The organism is Gilliamella sp. wkB195, assembly GCF_001690445.1.
GTDB lineage: Bacteria > Pseudomonadota > Gammaproteobacteria > Enterobacterales > Orbaceae > Gilliamella > Gilliamella apicola_E.
Genome location: NZ_LZGP01000002.1, coordinates 1 through 23,996 on the forward strand (window position 1 = coordinate 1; position 23,996 = coordinate 23,996).

15 protein-coding genes and 2 rRNA genes are annotated in these 23,996 nt (G+C 37.8%); 7 read left to right on the plus strand and 10 right to left on the minus strand.

Features of this window, described 5'->3' with window-relative positions:
• Positions 1–185: 185 nt before the first annotated feature.
• Both A9G08_RS00220 and rrf read left to right on the plus strand, forming a co-directional pair.
• Positions 186–3,084: ribosomal RNA gene (locus A9G08_RS00220) — 23S ribosomal RNA — on the plus strand.
• Between the two features lie 151 nt (positions 3,085–3,235).
• Positions 3,236–3,351: ribosomal RNA gene (rrf, locus tag A9G08_RS00225) — 5S ribosomal RNA — on the plus strand.
• A 534-nt stretch (positions 3,352–3,885) separates the two neighbouring features.
• Here rrf and A9G08_RS00230 read toward each other — a convergent pair.
• From A9G08_RS00230 to plsB, 9 genes are all read right to left on the minus strand, one after another.
• Positions 3,886–4,680 carry an ABC transporter ATP-binding protein gene (locus A9G08_RS00230; RefSeq protein ID WP_065561755.1) on the minus strand — a complete coding sequence of 265 codons (795 nt, stop codon included), beginning with the start codon at positions 4,678–4,680 and terminating at the stop codon, positions 3,886–3,888.
• 2 nt (positions 4,681–4,682) lie between these two features.
• Entirely contained in the window at positions 4,683–5,627 is a 945-nt protein-coding gene (locus tag A9G08_RS00235; protein WP_065561756.1) for an ABC transporter permease, read from the minus strand.
• A 66-nt stretch (positions 5,628–5,693) separates the two neighbouring features.
• Positions 5,694–6,671 (minus strand): ABC transporter substrate-binding protein, encoded by a 978-nt coding sequence (locus A9G08_RS00240; RefSeq protein WP_065561757.1) that lies wholly within the window; start codon positions 6,669–6,671, stop codon positions 5,694–5,696.
• A gap of 251 nt (positions 6,672–6,922) precedes the next feature.
• Entirely contained in the window at positions 6,923–7,888 is a 966-nt protein-coding gene (locus A9G08_RS00245) for an ABC transporter substrate-binding protein (protein ID WP_065561758.1), read from the minus strand.
• Between the two features lie 85 nt (positions 7,889–7,973).
• Positions 7,974–8,867: a formate dehydrogenase accessory protein FdhE gene (fdhE, locus tag A9G08_RS00250; RefSeq protein WP_065561759.1), complete on the minus strand. Its 894-nt coding sequence runs from the start codon at positions 8,865–8,867 to the stop codon at positions 7,974–7,976.
• Positions 8,868–8,955: 88 nt separating this feature from the next.
• Entirely contained in the window at positions 8,956–9,654 is a 699-nt protein-coding gene (locus A9G08_RS00255; protein WP_065561760.1) for a formate dehydrogenase subunit gamma, read from the minus strand.
• Positions 9,647–10,621, minus strand: coding sequence for a formate dehydrogenase subunit beta (fdxH, locus tag A9G08_RS00260; protein ID WP_081299423.1), 975 nt, complete (start codon positions 10,619–10,621; stop codon positions 9,647–9,649). Before fdxH ends, A9G08_RS00255 begins: the two co-directional genes overlap by 8 nt.
• Positions 10,622–10,636: 15 nt before the next feature.
• Positions 10,637–13,705 (minus strand): formate dehydrogenase-N subunit alpha, encoded by a 3,069-nt coding sequence (fdnG, locus tag A9G08_RS00265; RefSeq protein WP_081299424.1) that lies wholly within the window; start codon positions 13,703–13,705, stop codon positions 10,637–10,639.
• Positions 13,706–14,003: 298 nt separating this feature from the next.
• On the minus strand, positions 14,004–16,436 hold the full coding sequence (plsB, locus tag A9G08_RS00270) for a glycerol-3-phosphate 1-O-acyltransferase PlsB (protein ID WP_218058360.1): 2,433 nt from the start codon (positions 16,434–16,436) through the stop codon (positions 14,004–14,006).
• 444 nt (positions 16,437–16,880) lie between these two features.
• On the opposite strand from plsB, the gene A9G08_RS00275 reads away from it, so the two are divergent.
• The 5 genes from A9G08_RS00275 (at position 16,881) to radA (ending at position 22,307) form a co-directional block, all read left to right on the plus strand.
• Positions 16,881–18,224, plus strand: a complete 1,344-nt coding sequence (locus A9G08_RS00275; RefSeq protein ID WP_065561762.1) for a Na+/H+ antiporter family protein — start codon at positions 16,881–16,883, stop codon at positions 18,222–18,224.
• Positions 18,225–18,259: 35 nt separating this feature from the next.
• Positions 18,260–19,546 carry a 16S rRNA (cytosine(967)-C(5))-methyltransferase RsmB gene (gene rsmB, locus A9G08_RS00280; protein ID WP_065561763.1) on the plus strand — a complete coding sequence of 429 codons (1,287 nt, stop codon included), beginning with the start codon at positions 18,260–18,262 and terminating at the stop codon, positions 19,544–19,546.
• Between the two features lie 31 nt (positions 19,547–19,577).
• Entirely contained in the window at positions 19,578–19,754 is a 177-nt protein-coding gene (locus tag A9G08_RS11470) for a winged helix-turn-helix transcriptional regulator (protein WP_081299425.1), read from the plus strand.
• Between the two features lie 192 nt (positions 19,755–19,946).
• On the plus strand, positions 19,947–20,921 hold the full coding sequence (gene serB / locus A9G08_RS00285) for a phosphoserine phosphatase (RefSeq protein ID WP_065561764.1): 975 nt from the start codon (positions 19,947–19,949) through the stop codon (positions 20,919–20,921).
• Between the two features lie 9 nt (positions 20,922–20,930).
• The gene (radA, locus tag A9G08_RS00290; RefSeq protein WP_065561765.1) at positions 20,931–22,307 is read left to right on the plus strand and encodes a DNA repair protein RadA; all 1,377 of its coding nucleotides are present in this window, start codon (positions 20,931–20,933) and stop codon (positions 22,305–22,307) included.
• 73 nt (positions 22,308–22,380) lie between these two features.
• Here radA and ppnN read toward each other — a convergent pair whose 3' ends face one another.
• On the minus strand, positions 22,381–23,757 hold the full coding sequence (gene ppnN / locus A9G08_RS00295; RefSeq protein WP_065561766.1) for a nucleotide 5'-monophosphate nucleosidase PpnN: 1,377 nt from the start codon (positions 23,755–23,757) through the stop codon (positions 22,381–22,383).
• Between the last annotated feature and the right edge of the window lie 239 nt (positions 23,758–23,996).

Below are 23,996 nucleotides of genomic sequence, written 5' to 3' on the forward strand. Positions count from 1 at the left end.
ATAAAATTATTTTTGTATTTATTTGATATTCGAATGAATAGAAAGATAAAGCTCTTTAACAATTAGGAACAAGCTGAAAGAAACGAGTTCTCGTTTTTACGGAAAGCATTTGTATGAAAGTATGGATGTGATGAAGTAGAAAAGAGAAAAAGCGTAATTAAAACCAAGACAACTGTGAGTTGTAAGGTTAAGAAATTAAGCGTACACGGTGGATGCCTAGGCAATCAGAGGCGATGAAGGACGTGTTAATCTGCGAAAAGCGACGGTGAGCCGATAAAAGGCGCTATAGCCGTTGATGTCCGAATGGGGAAACCCAGTGCAGGCGACTGCACTATCATCTGATGAATACATAGTCAGATGAGGCGAACCGGGAGAACTGAAACATCTAAGTACCCCGAGGAAAAGAAATCAACCGAGATTCCCAAAGTAGCGGCGAGCGAAATGGGAGTAGCCCAAGCGGGTAGCATAATGTATTAGTGGAAGCGTCTGGAAAGTCGCACGATAGAGGGTGAAAGTCCCGTACATGAAAATGCATTATGTGGAAGCTTATAGAGTAGGGCGGGACACGTGATATCCTGTCTGAAGATGGGGGGACCATCCTCCAAGGCTAAATACTCCTGATTGACCGATAGTGAACCAGTACCGTGAGGGAAAGGCGAAAAGAACCCCGGGAGGGGAGTGAAATAGACCCTGAAACCGTGTACGTACAATCAGTGGGAGCATGTACCGTTGGGTATGTGTGACTGCGTACCTTTTGTATAATGGGTCAGCGACTTATATTCTGTAGCAAGGTTAACCGAATAGGGGAGCCGAAGGGAAACCGAGTATTAACTGTGCGTTAAGTTGCAGGGTATAGACCCGAAACCCGGTGATCTAGCCATGGGCAGGTTGAAGGTTGGTTAACACTAACTGGAGGACCGAACCGACTAATGTTGAAAAATTAGCGGATGACCTGTGGCTGGGGGTGAAAGGCCAATCAAACCGGGAGATAGCTGGTTCTCCCCGAAAGCTATTTAGGTAGCGCCTCATGTATAACTGTTGGGGGTAGAGCACTGTTTCGGCTAGGGGGCCATCCCGGCTTACCAACCCGATGCAAACTCCGAATACTGACAAGTTTAATCATGGGAGACACACGGCGGGTGCTAACGTTCGTCGTGAAGAGGGAAACAACCCAGACCGCCAGCTAAGGTCCCAAAGTCATAGTTAAGTGGGAAACGAAGTGGGAAGGCTTAGACAGCTAGGATGTTGGCTTAGAAGCAGCCATCATTTAAAGAAAGCGTAATAGCTCACTAGTCGAGTCGGCCTGCGCGGAAGATGTAACGGGGCTAAAACTATGCACCGAAGCTGCGGCAGTGCACGTAAGTGTATTGGGTAGGGGAGCGTTCTGTAAGCCGTAGAAGGTGTGTTGTGAGGCATGCTGGAGGTATCAGAAGTGCGAATGCTGACATAAGTAACGATAAAGCGGGTGAAAAGCCCGCTCGCCGGAAGACCAAGGGTTCCTGTCCAACGTTAATCGGGGCAGGGTGAGTCGACCCCTAAGGAGAGGCCGAAGGGCGTATCTGATGGGAAACGGGTTAATATTCCCGTACTGGCTATAACTGCGATGGGGGGACGAAGAAGGCTAGGTTTACCACCTATTGGATGGTGGGTTAAGCGTGTAGGGGTGTGATTAGGCAAATCCGGTCACTGAGACCCTGAGGCGTGATGACGAGCTACTAAGGTAGTGAAGTAATTGATGCCCTGCTTCCAGGAAAATCCTCTAAGCTTCAGGTTATAGTTAATCGTACCCGAAACCGACACAGGTGGTCAGGTAGAGAATACTCAGGCGCTTGAGAGAACTCGGGTGAAGGAACTAGGCAAAATGGTGCCGTAACTTCGGGAGAAGGCACGCTGATGGTAATTGAAGTCCCACGCGGATGTAGGTGAAATCAGTCGAAGATACCAGCTGGCTGCAACTGTTTAATAAAAACACAGCACTGTGCAAACACGAAAGTGGACGTATACGGTGTGACGCCTGCCCGGTGCTGGAAGGTTAATTGATGGGGTTATGCGTAAGCAGAAGCTCTTGATCGAAGCCCCAGTAAACGGCGGCCGTAACTATAACGGTCCTAAGGTAGCGAAATTCCTTGTCGGGTAAGTTCCGACCTGCACGAATGGCGTAATGATGGCCAGGCTGTCTCCACCCGAGACTCAGTGAAATTGAAATTGCCGTGAAGATGCGGTGTACCCGTGGCAAGACGGAAAGACCCCGTGAACCTTTACTATAGCTTGACAGTGAACATTGAGCCTTAATGTGTAGGATAGGTGGGAGACTATGAAGTGTGTACGCCAGTATGCATGGAGTCATCCTTGAAATACCACCCTTTAATGTTTGATGTTCTAACCTATACTTCTGAATCGAGGTAAGGGACACTGTCTGGTGGGTAGTTTGACTGGGGCGGTCTCCTCCCAAAGAGTAACGGAGGAGCACGAAGGTTAGCTAATCCTGGTCGGACATCAGGAGGTTAGTGCAATGGCAAAAGCTAGCTTGACTGCGAGAGTGACGGCTCGAGCAGGTACGAAAGTAGGTCATAGTGATCCGGTGGTTCTGAATGGAAGGGCCATCGCTCAACGGATAAAAGGTACTCCGGGGATAACAGGCTGATACCGCCCAAGAGTTCATATCGACGGCGGTGTTTGGCACCTCGATGTCGGCTCATCACATCCTGGGGCTGAAGTAGGTCCCAAGGGTACGGCTGTTCGCCGTTTAAAGTGGTACGCGAGCTGGGTTTAGAACGTCGTGAGACAGTTCGGTCCCTATCTGCCATGGGCGTAGGAAAATTGAGAGGGTTTGCTTCTAGTACGAGAGGACCGAAGTGAACGCACCGCTGGTGTTCGGGTTGTGATGCCAATTGCATTGCCCGGTAGCTACGTGCGGAATAGATAAGTGCTGAAAGCATCTAAGCACGAAACTAGCCTCGAGATGAGTTTTCCCTGAAGAGATTCAGTAAGGTCCGTTTGAGACTAAGACGTAGATAGGTCAGGTGTGTAAGTGTAGTGATACATTGAGCTAACTGATACTAATGAACCGAGAGTCTTAACCTTACAACTCGGAGTTGTTTTGGGATACGCGAAGTTGAGATTAAGAAATCATCGAAAGATGGTTAAAGATTAATAAAACAGTTTGTTCCGGATTGAGCGATTGGTGAAGATATGTGATAATCATCATCAGTTGAAAAAGAGAAGACAGAATATGTCTGGCGGTAATAGCGCGGTGGTCCCACCTGACCCCATGCCGAACTCAGAAGTGAAACGCCGTAGTGCCGATGGTAGTGTGGGTATTACCCATGTGAGAGTAGGGTGCCGCCAGACTTTTAAATTAGAGCGAAAGCCCAGCAGCAATGCTGGGCTTTTTTGCATTTAGGGATCAGTATTTTTAATACTATTGAGCAAATAAATTCCTATATCTCTCTGATATTTTTAGCAGCTTAATAATCAACGAAAATCAAAGAATAGAACAAAACACTTCCCTTTAAATAATTAATGCGTTAAATGCTACTTACCTATAACTTAAAAACATCATAATTTCTTTCATATTATCTTTAGTAACAAGATAATTTGGGGAAAAGGTAATCTTTTCCAAAATACTAAATACATCTAAATTAACAAAATTATTAAATTAAAAATTAAAGGGTTTAATGAGTTCATGATTGGATGATTGGATGAATAACGCAAAGTTAATTTGGTAGATAAAATATGGATTTTGAGAATACTCACAAAATCAATAACCATTAATAGTGAGGGATAAAAGCGTGTTAGATTTTGTGTTAATGGAGATTGAATAAATGAACAATAGATTGAAAAAAGCAATATTCATTAAATAAATATTGCTTTAAATTTTTATTATTAGCCTAAAAGTAGGGCATCATCTGTTACTTTTTCACCGCGAGTTTTTTCGAACATCTCTAATAAATCATTGACGGTTAATTTATCTCGCTTTTCCCCTGAAACATCAAGCACCACTTGCCCTTGATGAAGCATGACTGTTCTTGTGCCGTATTCTAAAGCTTGTTTCATTGAATGGGTAACCATCATTGTGGTTAACTTATTTTTTAAAACAATTTCATTAGTGAGATCCAAAACGAATTGTGCTGTTTTGGGATCAAGTGCAGCAGTGTGTTCATCAAGTAATAAAATCTTAGATGGTTGTAATGTCGACATTAATAGACTTACTGCTTGTCTTTGTCCTCCTGATAATAATCCCATCATATCTGATAAGCGATTCTCAAGGCCTAAATTGAGTGTTGCTAGTTTTTCTTTAAATAAGGCCCTCAGCTTGCGATTTAATGCTGGTAGTAAAGTGAAACTATTACCTCTGTTATAAGCAATCGCTAAGTTTTCTTCGATAGTAAGATTTTCACATGTTCCTACCATAGGATCTTGGAATACTCGTGCAACCATACCGGCTCTTTTCCAAGCAGGCCAACGAGTCACATCTTTATTATTAATAATCACATGTCCCGAATCAGCAATCAAATCACCACTAATCACATTAAGTAAAGAACTCTTTCCTGCGCCATTACTACCGATTATAGTAACAAACTCACCTTCACTGATATTGAGATTTAAACCTCGTAATACATGATTTTCAATTGGTGTTCCTTGATTAAACGTCAATTGCAATTGCCCAACATTGATCATGCTTACTTCCCTCTTCTTTTTGAGTATTTTTTCAGTTGTTTTGGTAAGACTAAAGCTAAAACAACCAATATTGCCGTGATAAGATTTAAATCTTCTGTACCGACACCGATCTCTTGTAAAAATTCATTGCTAAGTGCAAAGGCAATAAATAAACGGTATAAGATAGCGCCGAAAATAACAGCAATCATAACCGCCCAAATGCGTTTTGTTGGGAAAATACTTTCACCTATAATGATTGATGCAAGGCCGATAACAATAGTCCCCACCCCAATAGTAATGTCAGCACCGCCTTGAGTTTGAACAAATAATGAACCACCAAGTGCGATTAATCCGTTTGAAATTGCCATACCTAAAATAGTGATACCACCTGTTGGAATTCCTTGGGATTTAGCCATTCGTTGGTTAGTACCAGTCGCTCTTAAAGCCAATCCGATTTGGGTATTTAAAAATAGGTTAAGTAGCAACCAAAATACAACAACAAAAGCTAAAACCATAAGTGGTTGCACTAAATATTGATTACTATAATCTTCATTAATAAATGGAGAGAAAATAGTTTTTGCATCGAGTAAAGATAGATTAGGCGAACCAGCCATTCTTGGTGTTTCATCCATGAGATAAGGTCCTAATCCTAAAATTCTTAGATTAATTGAATAAAGGCCTATCATCACGATAATACTTGATAGTAATTGTAATATGTTAAGTTTAACATATAACAGTCCAGTCATTGCACCGGCAATACAACCTGCAAACATACCTAGAAAAGTTGCAATCCATGGATCAATACCGACATACATACACAAACCACATACTGCCCCGCCAAGTGGAAAACTCGCATCAGCGGTTAGATCGGGGAAGTCAAGTAGTCGAAACGATATAAACACGCCTAAGCTAACTAATGCGTAAATAAGTCCTATTCCAACTGAGCCTAATAAAAATTCAAATGACATGAAAATATCCACTAAAAAAAGTAACCGCCAAAGTAGGCGGTTTAGTTATTAAAACGGTTTAATAAATTATTTTTCAACAATTTTTGCTGCTGATTTTAAAACCTCTTCAGATAGAGTGACACCTTGGCGTTCAGCAGCCTTTTTATTAATAGTTAATTGTGTGATGTTACCAACTTGTGGTGGAATATCACCTGGTTTTTCACCATTAAGAATTCGAATAACAATTTTACCTGCTTGGCGACCAAGGTCATAATAACTCATTCCCAAAGCAGCAATTGCACCTCGTTCAGCTGAATCAGGATCTGATGCAAGAAGAGGAATTTTGTTTTCATTGGCAACCTTCGCTAATGCTTCATAAGCTGAAACGACGTTATTATCGGTTGTTGTGTAGATCAGATCAACTTTTCCTTTTAAACTTATTGCGGCGGTTGAAATATCAGATGTTCGTTGTGCTGGTGCAGCAATAATTTTCATGCCGCGTTTTCCAAGTGCAACTTGTAATTCTTTAAGCACAATTGTGGAATTTACTTCACTTGGGCTATAAACATAACCAATATTTTTTGCATCAGGTTTAATTTTTAACATCATATCGATTTGTGATTCTAAAGATAATGCATCTGATACACCAGTTACATTGGTTTTAGAAGCTTCCCAACTAGGTGTTAATTTAGCAGCAACGGGATCAGTGACAGCAGTGAATACAATAGGAATCGTTTTGGTTGTTGCCACTAAAGCTTGGGTGCTAGGTGTTGCAATACCAACGATAACATTGGGCTTATTAGCAACAAATTGTTTTGCTATTTGGGCAGCATTAGCGCTACTACCTTGAGCACTAGCAAACTGTAATTTTAAATTTTGACCAACAATATAGCCATTATCTTTTAATTCATCTTCAACACCTTTGCGAACATTATCTAATGCAGGATGTTCTACAATTGCTGTTATCGCGACATATTTTTGCTCAGATTTATTATCTGCTAATGAAAAAAATGTTACTACAGACAAACTAAGTAACATAAAAAGCTTGATGATTAAATTCCGCATGTGGTGCTCCTGTAATATTTATTTTACAACCAACCTAAATATACGTTTACTATAAAGCAAAAACAGATAATTTTCTAGATTTAATGAAAAGTATATGTGTAAATATTTTAATACACTTTATTGCAGGGAATTATGAATAAAATAGGCTTATCAATAATACTTTAAAAAATTTTGCGGTGAGGAACGGGGTTTTTGAACATTCTTTGCCCATTAAAATGGACAAAGAATTGATTTTATTTAGATATATGATTTTATTTTTGACCAATAACTTTATAGGCAGACTCGATAACGTCAGGAGGTAAAGAGATTCCTTGTTTTTTGGCTGCATCAGTATTGACTACAAGGCGTAATGTTTGTCCGATTTCGGGTTTAATATTGCCAGGATCTTCTCCATTTAAAACTCTTACCACCAGCTTACCTGATTGACGACCTACATCGTAATAGCTCATTCCATAAGCAGCAACAGCTCCTCGCTCAATGGCATCAGGAAACGATGCTAACAGTGGGATTTTATTTTCATTGGCAAATTTAACTAATGATTCATAAGCTGAAACAACGTTGTTATCTGTTGTGGTGTAGATCAGATCAACTTTTCCTTTCAATGTATTGGCTGCTGTTGAAATATCCGCTGTACGTTGGGCAGGTACCGCCACCAATGAAATATTTTGTTGGCTAAGTTCATTTTGAAGATTTTTTAACACTACAGTGGAATTAATTTCGCTAGGACTATAAATATAACCAACAGATTTTACATTAGGCACAACTTTTTTCATAAATTCAATTTGAGGGCCTATTTCTTGATAGTCTGAAACGCCAGTGACATTGTTATGAGAGGGATTCCAATTTTTAATTAATTTTGCTGCAATTGGATCAGTAATTCCTGCAAAAACAACGGGTATTTGTTTAGTTGCGGCAACTGTTGCTTGAGCACTTGGTGTTGCAATTGCAACGATGACGTCTGGTTTAGCTGCAACGAACTGTCTGGCAATTTGTGCGGCTGTTGCACTACTACCTTGGGCACTTCGATATTGGACATTTAAATTATCGTTTAACTTAAATCCATTTGCTGTTAACTCATCTTTTACTCCATCACGGATTTGGTCTAATGAAGGGTGTTCAACAATTGCTGTTATCGCAACATTTTTTACCGCATTAGCCAAACAGAAAAATGGCGTAATTACTAACATCAATATTAAAATTATAGCGCGTTTCATCATAAAGAACTCGTAAACTAGTACAGTGATATGATTCTAATCTCAATATTACAAAATGTTAAGTAATATTTTTAACTTTTGTAATTTCTTATTGGGCAAAGACAAAAGGATTTAACCCACTTTTTGCAAATCCTTCTTCTTCAGTCTTGATATCCAATATTAATGAGGCAATATCATCAGCAATGATTTCGATATGAGGATCTTTATCTTGGTCTAAGATTTTCAAATAGCTATGGCAAGCATCACAGCACTCGGTTTTTATTGCAGCTAATTCTTTATCCAAAGAGAAGTATTGAATATCTTGCATATTATCACAACAAGTACATTTCACTCGTGGTACATACCATTCGCTTTCACATAAGCTACAATGAAGGTATCTTAATCCATTATTTGCACCAAGCTGAATAATACTCGCAGCTGGCATACTATTACACACTGGGCATAGCCAGCTTTCATTGGTATTTTCAGCGACGGCTTTGCCTTTAATTTGACTAGCTAGTTGGCAATAATAGACTGATAAAGCTGACCAAATAAATATGGATTCATTACCGTCAACCAAAGTAAATTTACCATTGAGTAAGTTGAGTGCTTTCTCTTGAAGTTGATTAGAATCGTTTTGTTTTAATTGTTCAATAACAGATTGAATTTGATAGGTTGTATTTGAAAATGAATTTAATAATGTTAATAAATAATCTTGCCAAATATCATTTAATGGTAAGTTTTCCAAACTTAATGGCGGAAAATGATTATTAAGTGATGGAGAGATATCAATAGGTTTTTTGATTAAAATAGCCTGTTGCTCGACAATCTTAGCGCAGAAATTTAAATAATCGCTTAAAGAATTGTTTCGTGCTAGCGTTTTTAAACGCTCAGCGCGATGAATATAAAGTGTTTTCGGTGATGGATAAAAGAGTAAGGGAATCTGTCTAATTACGGTGTTTTGTTGTTCAAGCTGCTCTCGTGGGATGATTTTTATACTCATTCTTGATTACCAATTTTGTTATTTTTTCCATCATTAATCTAATAGGCTAAGAATTCCGCTGATTTATATCAGCGGAGATTAATTATTCTTATAAAGCAGGTTTTTGTTCTGTTTGAGATGATGGCTCAATATCGTTCTTTTGATTATCTTTAAGTTCTTGCTGATAGACTTTTTTCATTTCTTCTTCGTACCATGAGGAGTGGTTTTTAAATGCCCACGCTCGTGATACATATCCAGTTATCATTCCTTTTATAGACCCTTTAACCCAAATTGCCATATAAGCATGACCAATAGCCAGTAAAATAAGACAAATAGCAGCAAAAGAGTGGAAAAATATTGCGATTCGGACTATTTGAATAGGAAAATAATCAGATACATATCGGCGCCACATTATCAAGCCCGTAACGAATAGCACAAAGATTAAGCTCATAATGCACCAGAATAAAAACTTTTGGCCAACATTATATTTACCAATTGGGATACCTTCTTCTTTTCCCATAATCACGTTTTTAAAGTTTTTAATCCATAAAAGGTCATTTTTATTTGGAATATTGTGATGAGCTAATTTGATAAACATGAACATTAATAAAATGAATACCACACAACCAATTATAGGGTGTAAAGCTCTCACCAATTGTGGTGTGCCAAGAAATAATCCAAATAACTTGATTGATGGAAAAAATAAAGATAAACCTGATAACGCGGTTAATATAAACAAACAGACCATACACCAATGACAGAAGCGTACAATAAGTGGTGTTCTTAATATCATTCCTTTCTTATTCATGACGAGCCTCCGATTGTGTTGAATTAGGACTATTTTTTCGACCTAAAATAGGTAGTCCTAAACGTTTTCTTGCTTGTTTGTCCGCTTCTTTTTCGTGTTCAATATCTTCTTCATCGACTTCAACTGCACCTACCCCCATGTAGTGGAAGAGTAATCCGCCAAAAGTTGCAACAAAAGCAGCAGCTGATAGTGGTTTCCATGCGCCTTTCCAGAATTTAACGATTTCGCTAATTTGAGGATCTTTAGGTAATCCATGGTAAAGTTCAGGTTGATCAGCATGATGTAGTACATACATAACATGAGTACCGCCGACACCTTCTGGATTGTAGAGTCCTGCGTTTTCAAATCCACGTTTTTTTAAATCAACAATTCGGTGTTCGGCATGGCGAATCATATCTTGTTTGGTGCCAAAATGAATTGCTCCAGTAGGGCAGGTTTTTACGCAAGCAGGTTCTTGACCAACAGCAACTCGATCAACACATAATGTGCATTTATAAGAGTGGTTATCTTCTTTGCTAACACGTGGAATATTAAATGGACATCCTGCGACGCAATAACCACATCCAATACAGTGTTCTGATTGGAAATCGACAATCCCATTAGCATATTGAATGATTGCTCCTTCAGATGGGCACGCTTTTAAGCAACCAGGATCTGCACAATGCATACAACCATCTTTACGTATAAGCCATTCGAATTTGCCATTGATTTCAACTTCTGAATAACGCATTACGGTCCATGCTTTTGGTTCTAAGTCAGCTGGATTATCATAAACGCCGACGGTATTTCCTACTTCTGCTCGCAGATCATTCCATTCGCTACAAGCTACCTGACAAGCTTTACAACCGATACAGGTGGTCACGTCAATTAATTTAGCTACTTCCTGCTGATAATCTCTTGCCCTAGGTGCAGGTGTTAGGGCATTAGTTGCTGAGCGGCGAATAATATCTTGAGTTTGTAATGACATAATCTATCCTCCTTCTTATGCCGCTGTGGTAACTTTTTCGATGTTGACTAAGAAGGACTTGTATTCTGGGGTTTGTGAATTAGCATCACCTAAATGCGGTGTTAATTCATTAACCAAAAAGCCTTTTTTAGTTTGACCTGTGAATCCCCAAACAATTGGAATTCCTATGGTTTCGATCTCTTTACCATCAACTGTCAAAGTAGGTAAACGTTTTGTCACAACTGCTTTGGCTTTGATATAACCTCGATATGAAGTTACTTTCACTGTATCGCCCAATTTTATGCCTTTTTTATTCGCAAGATTTTCACTGAGCTCAATAAATTGTTCTGGTTGTGTTATTGAAGCTAATCTTGCATGTTGCGTCCAAAAGTGGAAGTGCTCAGTAATACTGTATGTTGTACCAACATAAGGAAATTCATCTGCTTTACCTAAGCGAGCTAAATCTTCTTTAAATGCCCGAGCTACTGGACTATTTACTTGTTTAGGGTGCATTGGGTTATTTGAAATTGGTGTTTCAAATGGTTCATAATGTTCAGGAAACGGTCCATCAACTAAACGATTCAAACAGAACAGCCCACCTAATCCATCATTGTTCATGATAAAGGCTCCCGCTCCAGAATCTGGTGATAATGTGGCAGTAAAATCTGGTACGTCATTGCCGACCCAACTTGTTCCGTTCCATTTGATTAACATCCGATTTGGATCCCATGGTTTTCCATTTTCATCAGTAGAAGCACGATTATAGAGTACACGTCGATTCATCGGCCAAGCCCAAGCCCAGCCAGCATGAATACCCTTACCTGATGGATCACTAGGATCTCGGCGAGCCATTTGGTTACCTTGTTCAGTCCAAGAACCACAAAATATCCAAATTCCAGATGAGGTCGTTCCGTCGGCTTTTAATTGAGAAAAACCACTTAATAGTTGGCCTTTTTTAAGGATGATATTGCCATTAGTGTCCGTTATGTCAGCCAATGCTCGACCATTACACTCTTTTGCTAACTCTTCGGCTGACGGACCTTCAGGATCTTGATAATCCCAAGTTAAATTATTAATTGGTTCGTGATAAGCACCGCCTTCTTCTTCATAAAGCTCTTTAATTCTTAAATAGATTCGCGCAATAATCTCTGGATCGTAAAGTGATTCATAAGGTGGTCTAGCAGCTGCCCAATGCCATTGTAATAAACGTGATGAGTTAACAATTGTCCCATTTTCCTCTGCAAAACAGTTGGCCGGAAGTCTAAAGACTTCGGTTTGTATTTTACTTGGATCAACATCATTTGATTCACCATGATTTTTCCAAAACTCGGCTGTTTCAGTTGGCAATGGATCGATATTTACCAAGAATTTGAGTTTGGATAATCCCTCACGAATACTATTTTTATCAGGTAAGGCTGCCAGTGGGTTAAACCCTTGGCAAATAAAACCATTAGCTTGCCCGTCACGCATCATTTTACTAAAACGTAAAATATCATAGGTTTTATCCCATTTTGGTAACCAATCAAATCCCCAATTATTATCCCCAGTTGCCTTATCACCATACATTGCTTTCATAAAACTAATAAAGAATTTGGGGTAATTACCCCAAAAATTAACCTCATTTGGACCAAGAGGTTTCGGTGTTTTTTCTGCTAAGTATTGTTCAAGCGATGTTTGAGAATCTTTTGGTAGATCAAGATAAGCAGGTAATCGATTAGACAGTAAACCTACATCAGTTAATCCTTGAATATTTGAGTGACCACGCAAAGCATTTATACCACCACCCATGACACCAATATTACCAAGAATCAGTTGAATCATTGCTGCAGTGCGGATGATTTGTGTACCATAAGTATGTTGAGTCCAACCTAATGCATATAGGAAAGTTGCCGCACGATCATTGGTTTTAGTACTGGCGAGTGAACGACAAACATGTAAAAAGCCATCTACAGGACTACCCGTTATTTTATTTACAATTTCTGGCGTATAGCGACTAACATGTTGTTTTAGTAAATTCCAAACACAGCGTGCGTGACTTAATGTTTTATCTCTTAATGCAAAACCATTTTCATCTTTTTGATATGCCCAACTGGTTTGATCGTATTGACGGTTTGCAGCATCGTAACCACTGAACAATCCACTATTATTATCAAAGTTGAAATCGTCACGCACAATTAAGCTAGCATTAGAGTGTGTTATAAGGTATTCAAAGTTGACTTCGTTATTAGTGATAAGGTAATTAATGATACCAAGTAGAAAAGCGATATCTGAACCTGCACGAATAGGTACATAATGATCAGCTACCGAAGCGGTTCGATGAAAGCGTGGATCAATCGCTATGAGTTCTGCACCGTTAGTAATTTTGGCTTCAATTGCCCATTTAAAACCAACTGGATGGGCTTCAGCTGCGTTACCCCCCATAACAATAACCACATTAGCATTTTTAATATCGTTCCAGTTATTGGTCATGGCGCCTCGACCAAAGGTAGCACCTAAACTAGATACTGAGGGCCCATGGCAAACTCTAGCTTGAGTTTCAAGGCTTAGCATTCCTAAAGAACGGGCAACTTTAAATGCTAACCAACCCGTTTCATTACTCGCAGCAGAAGTCACTAGCCAGCCAGTAGTTGTCCAGCGGTTAACCGTCGTTCCTTGTTCATTTTTTTCTTGAAAATTTTTATCACGGTCAGCTTTCATTAAGCGAGCTATGCGGTCAATTGCTTCATCCCAGCTGATTCGTTGCCATTTGTCAGAACCTGGCGCACGATACTCTGGGTATTTAACTCGTTGTTCGCTTTTAATATAGTCGAGTACGCCAGCACCTTTCGGACAAAGTGAACCACGACTAACAGGATGGTCAGGATCGCCTTCGATATGAAAAATAGACGATTCGGCATTCTTAGCGCCATCTCCTCGGCTATAAAGGAGCATTCCACATCCAACAGAACAGTAAGTACAATTATTTCGCGTTTCTTTTGATTTTAACAATTTATATTGGCGAGTTTGTGCAAGCGCTACATTCGGCATTAATCCTAAAGTAGCGACAGTTGTTCCTGCCATGCCACCAGCACAGATCTTAAAGAACTGTCTACGGTTAAATAGCATATGAACTCCTTAAAAAGCTGACATTACATTTTATTATCTAATTTTTTCGATGTTATAAACATCCTTACTAATTGTAATGATAATATTTAATTGAATGGAAATAAAGGTATACTTTCACAAAAGTTTGACATATGTCAAAAAAACAATGGTGCTATTTATTAAATTTGTTAATGAAGATTATAAAGAATAAAATTATTTAGAAAACAGTGATAAAGCATAAAAAAAGATACTTTATTTAATGATTGAAGTTTATTCGGCTTACCCAAAATAATCAAGTAAGCCCAAGATAATTTAATTTTTAAGGATTGATTTCATCAATTGTTTGCATTACACGGTTAGTAATTAATGGTTTAAGTATATTATTCATGGTTTCGATTTTCGGTAAATTTGCATCACCTTTATCATCTAAATAACCTTGTTCCCGAAGCGAAGCAACTAGTGTTGAAAAAACACCTTTATCAAAAAATTCAGGAGCATTTATACCATGTAATATTGAAAGCCGTTCTGCAATTAAACGTCCTTCTTTTTCTAAGGTTGCACGACTAATTGTCGGATCTTTTTGCAACAATGAAAATGCAATGACATAGCGTTGTAATGTATCTCTTGATGATGACGCTAACAACTGTAATCCTGACATTTTTAAGTAGTTCAATGTTAATTTATCAGGTGAATAACTTATTAGATTCAAATCAGCATAAGTTGCAATAATTTTATTAACATATTCAGTTAATTGATCTTCATTATGATATAAAAATAGCTCTGATTTTATTAAAGGGAAGAGCAATTTAACCTGCATAAGTACTTCATCAATTGAAATGCGATTATGTTTAAGTAAAATTCTAGCCACAATTGCCGGTATAATCAGTAAATGCTGAATATTATTGCGATAATAGGTCATCAATACTGCTTGTTCGGTAGTTAACCCCACCATTTCACCAACTTCATCAGTAGTAATGACAAATTTACCCATTTCTTTGGCATGTTCAAACATCTCTTCGGCAGTTTGATCGGGAATGGTAATCAAATCAGAGTAAGGAATGTTTTTTAATAATTTTAAAAGATAATCTAAATGCTCTAATAATTTTACTTTTGTTAATGTGCATTGATCAGCGGCTAATAATATTGAACAACATAAATTCATAGCATTAATCGCAGCCGAAGAATTGATGTGCTCCATAATTTGTTTCGCAAGCAAATTAGTTGTTGGTGTTAACCAATTAGGGCGCAGTGTTCCTGTAGGATCAATAGCATCTCGCCATTCAGGTATATGCTGATTTAAAAATTGATTTAAAGGTATTGGGCTCCCAAAGTTAACATAGCCAAAGCCTAGTTTTTTTAATTTTAAGAAGGCTTTAATTGTGCTCCACAAGCTTTCTTTTTCTTTTTTAGCGCCACGCAGCTCGTTAGCATAAGTGGCAACTTCTAAAACATGTTCATAACCAATATAGACCGGGACAATTGTGATTGGGCGTGTATCACCCCGTAATAAAGTTTGGATTGTCATCAACAACATTCCGGTTTTAGGGTCGAGTAGTCTTCCTGTGCGTGAGCGCCCACCTTCAATGAAATATTCGACGGCATAACCCCGGATAAATAACTCTGCTAAATACTCTCTAAATACGGCGGTATAGAGTTTGTTACCTTTAAATGAACGGCGGATAAAAAATGCCCCTAAGCGCCTAAAAATAGGTCCTGCTGGCCAGAAATTTAAATTGATACCAGCTGCAATATGTGGTGGAACTAATCCTTGCCGATAAAGTACATAAGACAATAACAAATAGTCCATATGACTTCGATGACATGGTGCGTAAACGATTTCGTGTCCATTTTCAGCAAGCTCTCGAACTGGGTCAGCATTCGTTACTTTTAAACCTTGATAAAGTCTATTCCATGCCCAAGTAAGAACAAAGTCAGTCACTCTTAGCATGCGGTAAGAAAAATTAGCCGCGATTTCATTTAGAAGTGATAAAGCATTTTTCTTGGCTTTATCTAGCCCAATATGTTTACTTTTAGCTTCTTCTTGTATTGCTTCAGCAAGAGCTGGGTTAGTTAATAATTTATTAAGCATTTCCTGTCTAACAGGCAATTTAGGACCAACAGAAGCCGCTCTTTGTTTAGCAAAGTGAATACGTGCTACACGTGCAAGCTTATGAGCTAAAACAGAAATATCTTGTTTATCGTCGACTTTAATATCTTTAAAAGATACGGTCCGAGAAAATCGAGTATAGCAGTCACGACCAGAAATTAAGATTTTATAAAGTTTATAGGTAGCACCTAACACTTGCAGTGAAGGCATTTTTTTGCCTTCTTTATCTGGTTTACGACCAAACATGACAGATACAGGCAACATTTGAACATCTAGTTCATCATTTTGTTGATGCGCTGAAATGTATTCTCTTAAAATTTCGATAGATTTATTTTTTTGTTTACTTGAAGCAAAAATTCCTGGCCCTTTATCGATATAAATATAAGCAGGTACAGTTTTATCATTAATATCAATTCCTAATAAAGGATCTGGTAAATGATATTTTAGACAAAGCGACCTAACTACCATTAAATCAATTTGAGAGTTATAAGGAAGCACATACAAAATTGGACGATGGATATCGAGGTCCAGTTCAGTAATGGGATCGGTAGGAATTGGTTTACTTTTAACAAAAAGCTTAACAGGAATTTGAATTAGTGAAAAATAAATTTTTGTCCACCAAGAAAACATAAAAATAAACCTCATACTTTGTTGCTAACTATATACTTAAATCATTTTAAGTTATTTATTTACCAACCTAATAATGAATGTTTAAGCTGTAAATTGATATGATACTCTAATATAAAAAACATTAATCCAAGTATATATGCGTTACAGTATAGCAAATTTGCATAATCTTGTAGTGATTACATTATGATAATGACAACGTATTATAAAGGTTTATTTCTATTAGCACCATATCAGCATGAATTGAATATTACCGTTAATTAAAGCAAGTTATTCACACAATTTTCATTAAGGATACAAATCGGTTATTCTTTATTTGCAATGTTAGCATTAAATTTATTATAAGTTTTCTTTAGTCTTACCTAAAAAATAATTTACGCTAGTAAGCGTATACTAACAATTGCACTTTATATATCTATCGCCTAGAATAACTATCTTTATTTTGCTACGAAGAATCTATTTATGAATACTATTCTTGAGCTGTTTTCCTCGGTAAATGCAGTGGTTGTTGCAGTTATTTTAATGTTAGTCCTTTCGCTTTGCCGTGTTCATGTGGTGATTAGCTTAATCATTGGTGCTTTTGTCGGTGGTTTATGTAGCCATTTAACATTAAAAGAAACAATTGACGCTTTTAATACTGGGATTAGCAACGGGGCTAATATTGCGCTTTCTTATGCTATGCTTGGTGCGTTTGCAGTAGCAATTTCAAAATCAGGATTACCAGAATTGTTAGCTGACAAAGCCATTAAGCAGTTAACGACTAATGATGCTAAAACTCGAATTAAATGGTTGTTAATTATCATAATCGGGTTAGTTAGTATTTCCTCACAAAATATCATCCCAATTCATATCGCCTTTATACCGTTGTTAATTCCGCCACTTTTATATGTGATGTCGAGATTGCAACTAGATAGACGAATGATTGCTTGTATCATGACATTTGGTTTGATTACACCATATATGTTTTTACCTGTCGGATTCGGAAATATTTTCTTAAATCAAATCTTATTAAAAAATATTATTTCATCGGGGATGGATGTTAGCCATGTTAATGTTATGCATGCTATGGCTATTCCGGCTTTTGGTATGTTTGTTGGTCTACTTTGGGCTATTTTCGTTAGTTATCGTAAACCGAGACAATATAAACTGATTCATGAAGAAAGCCATGCCGAAGAGTTTAGTAATGTAAGTACTCGTTCACTTGTCGTCTCATTATTAGCAATTATTCTCTCTTTTACAGTGCAACTTTACACAGGATCGATGATTTTAGGTGCTTTAATTGGCTTTATCTGCTTTATTGCTTCAGGCTCAATTAAATGGGGTGAGGCAGACGGAATCTTTACCGATGGTATCAAAATGATGGCGATGATCGGCTTTGTGATGATATCAGCTCAAGGCTTTGCTGAAGTATTAAAACAGACTCATGAAATAGAACCATTAGTTGTTAATAGTGCCTCATTATTTGCGGGGAATAAAGTAGTAGCATCTTTTATGATGATGTTAGTTGGCTTGATCATTACACTTGGTATTGGTTCATCTTTCTCTACTGTACCAATTATTGCAGCTATCTATGTTCCTTTATGTGTTCAGTTGGGCTTTTCACCAATAGCAACCGTTTGTTTAATTGGTGCGTCAGGAGCGATTGGCGATGCAGGTTCACCTCCTTCAGATACTATTTTAGCAACGTCTGCTGGTTTAAACAGTGATGGTCAGCATGATCATATAAGAGATAGTGTTATTCCAACCTTTACCCATTTTAATATTCCATTGTTTATAGCTGGTTGGGTGGGATCATTAATTTTATAAATATTTAGATTGATGAGTTAAGGTCATTATTGGTTATGAATAAAAAGTCACACTCAAATATTCGAGCTATTTGTGCTCAAGCGATTTTTAATGTACTTGAAGAGGGGCAATCGCTTAGTACGGCCTTAACGTTATTTAGCCATAAAGTAGCAGAAAAAGATCGCGCGCTAATGCAAGAAATCTGTTTCGGTGTGATGCGTGTTTTACCTGAACTTAATTTTTATATTCATACTTTGATGAATAAAGTTCTTACCGGGAAAAATCGAGTTCTACACTATTTATTGTTAGTGGGTATTTACCAAATTTTATATACCAGAATACCTGAACATGCAGCTGTAGGCGAAACAGTTAATGCAGTAAATGATTTAAAAAAATCAGCGCTCAAAGGATTAGTAAATGGCGTATTGCGTGAATTTTTACGCCAACAAGAATCATTACAACGAAAATTTGTACAGGATGATAAAGCACCTCAAACCTTGCATCCAAGTTGGTTAGTTAATCGTCTTAAGCAAGCTTACCCCGAGAAATGGCAAGCAATCATTTCTGCCAATAACCAAAAACCACCAATGTGGTTACGCGTTAATCTTAATCACTATTCTGTTAGTGAGTATCAACAATTGTTAACTGAACGGCAAATTGAATCAGAAGCTTTTGCTGATTTGCCTTGTGCTATCAGGTTATTATCGCCTGTAAATGTAACGAAATTACCTTATTTTGCTGAAGGAGCCGTTACCGTACAGGACTTATCTGCTCAATATGCTGCATATTTGTTAGAACCCCAAAATGGTGAGCAAATTTTGGATATGTGTGCCGCTCCAGGTGGAAAAACAACCCATATCTTAGAAATTGCACCTAAATCAAATTTATTAGCGGTAGATGTTGATGCAGGTCGTGCTAAACGTATTGAAGAAAATCTGGCTCGCCTAAAACAAGTAGCAGAAGTTAAAGTGGGTGATGGTCTTACACCTGAAAAATGGTGCTCAGGTAAACAATTTGACCGAATTTTGCTTGACGCACCATGCTCGGCAACAGGCGTAATTCGTCGCCATCCTGATATCAAGTGGTTACGGCGAGATAGTGATATTGCGCAACTCACTGAGTTGCAACATGGGATCTTAACCAATATTTGGTCTTATTTAAAAACAGGTGGCACTTTAGTCTATGCTACCTGTTCAATCCTACCTGATGAAAACAGATTGCAAATTGAGCGTTTTTTAAAAGAAAACAGCAATGCCCAACTTGTGGGTGATACGAAACAATTTTTACCAACTATACACGGCGGCGATGGCTTTTTCTATGCTGTTTTAAAAAAAAGTAGTTAATACATTTTTACAATGCCAGCTCTGTTTAAAAATGATTAATGTATTAACGCTGAGCATCCAGCTTAAAAAGTTGGAGGAAGATGAACTTATCACTCGTAGTGTATATGGTGAAAAAACACCACTTAAAGTGTTATACAAATTACCCCCTTTGGGTGAAAAAATTGGCCCAGTACTTGAACAGCTTTGTATGTGGGGACTATCTGTTTAGTCTTCTTTCTTCATTTCTAAACTGAAGCTAATTAATATTGATTAACAATGAAATTTCTTGCAAAAAAAGTTGAGGAACGGGGTTTTTGAGCCGTAAAATTTAAGAAATAACTTCTTATAATCCTTACTTGGACAATCTTTAGTAGATATGGTAAATTCCGAATCTGTTTTACATTTTTAAGACTTTCGATATATGGCTTATACATTAACCTATAATGATCTCCCAGAAAATATTCAATATTGGCAAGGTTTACCTTTGTCTTTAAATGGTTGTGAAGTTGTTCCATTGGATTACAATGCTGGTAAAACGGGTTGGATTATTTATGGGAAAAAGTTAAATAAAACACTGCTTTCAAAATTTCAAAGACAACTTGCAATGCCAATGGTTGTGGTTTCATCTTGGAAAATTAAAACCTATCAAATAGTACGTATTGCTGGCGTAATGCCGAAAAAAGCCAAATCGATTTCGCTAACATTAGGTATTGATGTTTCACCAATTGATAATTTACCCACATTGCATTCCCCAGGTTTATTAGTCATGGATATGGACTCGACCGCAATTGGTATTGAGTGTATTGATGAACTAGCAAAATTACACGGTGTCGGAGAACAAGTTGCTGCAGTGACTGAGCTTGCTATGCGTGGTGAACTTGATTTTGCTACCAGCTTACGTAAACGAGTTGCTACATTAAAAGGCGCACAGCAAGATATTTTAGAACAAGTAAAAGAGAGTCTACCATTAACACCAGGATTAACTTATTTAGTTAAAGAGTTACATAAAAAAAATTGGCATGTCGCCATTGTTTCGGGTGGATTTACTTATTTTGCAAATCATTTAAAACAGAAGTTAAAACTAATTGATGCTCACGCTAATGAATTAGAAATTAAAAACGGTAAGCTGACAGGTAAAGTTAATGGGCAAATTGTTGATGCTAAATATAAAGCGCGGATGTTACAACAATTAGCCACCTCTTTAGATATTCCTATTGAGCAAACTGTTGCGATTGGTGATGGGGCAAATGATTTAATGATGATTAGAATTGCAGGGCTTGGTGTTGCTTATCATGGAAAGCCTAAAGTCGTTGAAAAAGCAAGAATCAGCATCAATTATGCTGATTTAACCGGTTTATGGTGCATCTTATCTACCAGTTTATTAAGTGAAGGCTAGGAGAAGAATTTGGCAAAAACAGTAAAGCGCGCTTATGTCTGTAATGATTGTGGTGCTGACTATCCTCGTTGGCAAGGTCAATGTAGCGCTTGTCATGCATGGAATACCATTACTGAAGTTAGGTTAGCTAGTAGTTCATCACGCAATGACCGATTAACCGGCTATGCCGGTGGTGCAGGGCAAACTAAAATCCAAAAATTATCTGAAATTAGTCTGGAAGCCTTACCCAGATTTTCAACTGGATTTTCTGAATTTGACCGTGTACTTGGTGGTGGTGTAGTACCAGGTAGTGCTATCTTAATTGGTGGTAACCCCGGTGCCGGTAAAAGTACTTTGCTACTGCAAACCATGAGTAAACTGTCAGCACAAATGAATACCCTTTATGTAACTGGTGAGGAATCATTACAACAAGTAGCGATGCGTGCACATCGTTTAGGTTTACCGACAGATAATATTAATATGTTGTCTGAAACCAGTATTGAGCAGATCTGTTTACTTGCTGAACAGTCACAGCCAAAGTTAATGGTTATTGACTCAATTCAAGTTATGCATCTTGCTGATATTCAATCTTCGCCAGGTAGTGTGGCTCAAGTTCGTGAAACTGCAGCTTATTTAACGCGTTTTGCGAAAACCAAAGGCATAGCCATTATTATGGTTGGCCATGTGACTAAAGATGGCTCACTAGCAGGCCCTAAAGTACTTGAACACTGTATTGATTGCTCAATTTTACTTGATGGTGATGCTGACTCTCGATTTCGAACTTTACGTAGCCATAAAAATCGTTTTGGCGCAGTCAATGAGTTAGGTGTGTTTGCTATGACTGAACAAGGATTGAAAGAAGTCAGTAATCCATCTGCAATCTTTTTAAGTCGTGGTGAAGAGATGTTATCGGGCAGTTCGGTAATGGTGTTATGGGAAGGTACTCGTCCATTACTGGTTGAAATTCAAGCGTTAGTTGATCATTCTGTATATGGCAATCCAAGGCGAGTGACTGTCGGGCTTGATCAAAATCGGCTGGCACTTTTACTCGCGGTTTTGCATCGCCATGGTGGTTTACAAATGGCTGATCAGGATATTTTTGTTAACGTTGTTGGCGGGGTAAAAGTGACCGAAACTAGTGCCGATTTAGCATTGATTGCTGCATTGGTATCCAGTTTTCGAAATCGCCCTTTACCACAAGATGTGGTTATTTTTGGTGAAATAGGTCTGGGAGGAGAAATACGACCAGTACCAAGTGGTCAAGAGCGTATTTCTGAAGCCGCTAAACATGGTTTCAAAAAGGCAATAGTGCCTATAGCTAATATGCCAAAGAAAAAGCCAGAAAATATGCAGATCTTTGCTGTTAAGAAAGTGTCGGAAGCGTTAGATATTTTAAGTGATCTTTAGAGTGTTCAAATATTGCTAAATACTCCGCCGATTTTTGTATCGGCGAAGTATAACTGGCTAATATTAAGGTTAATTAATAACAAATTTCATAACAAGGTTGATAGGCACTACCGCCAGGAAGCTTCATGCGATCTTGTTTTACATAGCTAAGCAGTAAATTATCTAATTGCTTCATGATTTCAGGATCACCTTGCAATTTATAGCGACCATGTTCAGCAATTTGCTTCATACCAAACTCTTTAACATTACCTGCAACAATTCCAGAAAAAGCACGGCGTAAATTAGCAGCTAATAATTCAACTGGCTGATCTTTATGTAGATTAAGTGATGCCATGTTTTCATGGGTTGGTTCAAATGGGTGCTGTAATGCTTCATCAATTTTGAGTAACCAATTAAACCCATAAGCATCACCAGTTGCTAACCGTGATGATTTAACCTGTTTTACCCCATGTTTCATTATGCGTGCAACTTGTTCAGGTGAATCAATGATAATTTCATACAATTTAGTCGCTTCTTCGCCTAAAGTATTACGAATAAATTGATCAATCGCGTCAAAATAATCTTCACACTCTTTTGGACCCGTTAGAATAATTGGTAAAGTCTGATTTTTATTAGCAGGATTGAGCATAATCCCCAAAATATAAAGTAGTTCTTCAGCAGTACCAGGTCCGCCAGGAAAGATAACTATACCATGCGCCATTCGAACAAACGCTTCAAGTCGTTTTTCGATATCTGGCATAATGATGAGTTCATTAACTAATGCATTTGGTGGTTCGGCTGCAATTATCGATGGCTCAGTCATACCAATAAAGCGACTATCTTTTATACGTTGTTGTGCATGACCAACAGCGGCGCCTTTCATTGGTGCTTCCATTATTCCCGGACCGCAGCCTGTACAGATATTAAGTTCTCGTAATCCAAGTTGCATACCAACTTGACGAGCATAATAATATTCACTTTCGTTAATTGAGTGTCCACCCCAACAAACAATTAGATTAGGCTCTTCGCCAACGTGTAGGGCATTGGCATTACGCAGAATAGAAAAAACAAGATTGGTGATGTAATAGGAGTGCTCTTTTTCAAGCTTCTCGTTAGGTACCAAGTGTTTAATTGCCGTAATTTGGCCATTTAAAAAAAGAATATCACGTAAAACCGCAAACAGATTAGCTTGTATGGAGCGAATAATGCGTTTGTCGACAAAAGCACTTTCAGGTGCATCAATAAGCTCTAATTTAACTCCACGCTCTTTACTGATAACGTTAATTTCGAACGATTTAAATCTATCTAGTAATTCTTTAGTGTTATCCGTTTTACTACCCGCATTAAGGGTAGCTAATGAGCAATTTCTAAATAATTGATAAAGTTCGCTATTTGCTGATTTTTTTAAAATATCAACTTCAGCCTGCGCAAGTAAATCCATTGATCCTAACGGACTTATATGGGTAATCATCACAACCTCCATTTGACGGTTTTATCGACAAGGAAATCATTATATACCGAAATATAATGAATACTAAGCAAAGCTGTAAATAAGCTAAAAATATGAGGCAATAGGGTGAATTAAAAAATTTTTTCTAGTTATGAAATAAATACCTCATAATAAGAAAAAATAAAAAAAATTAGAATATTATACAACCTTCAAGGTGTTTGTCAGGTTAGTGAGTTATCAATGAAAAAGGAATTTATTTG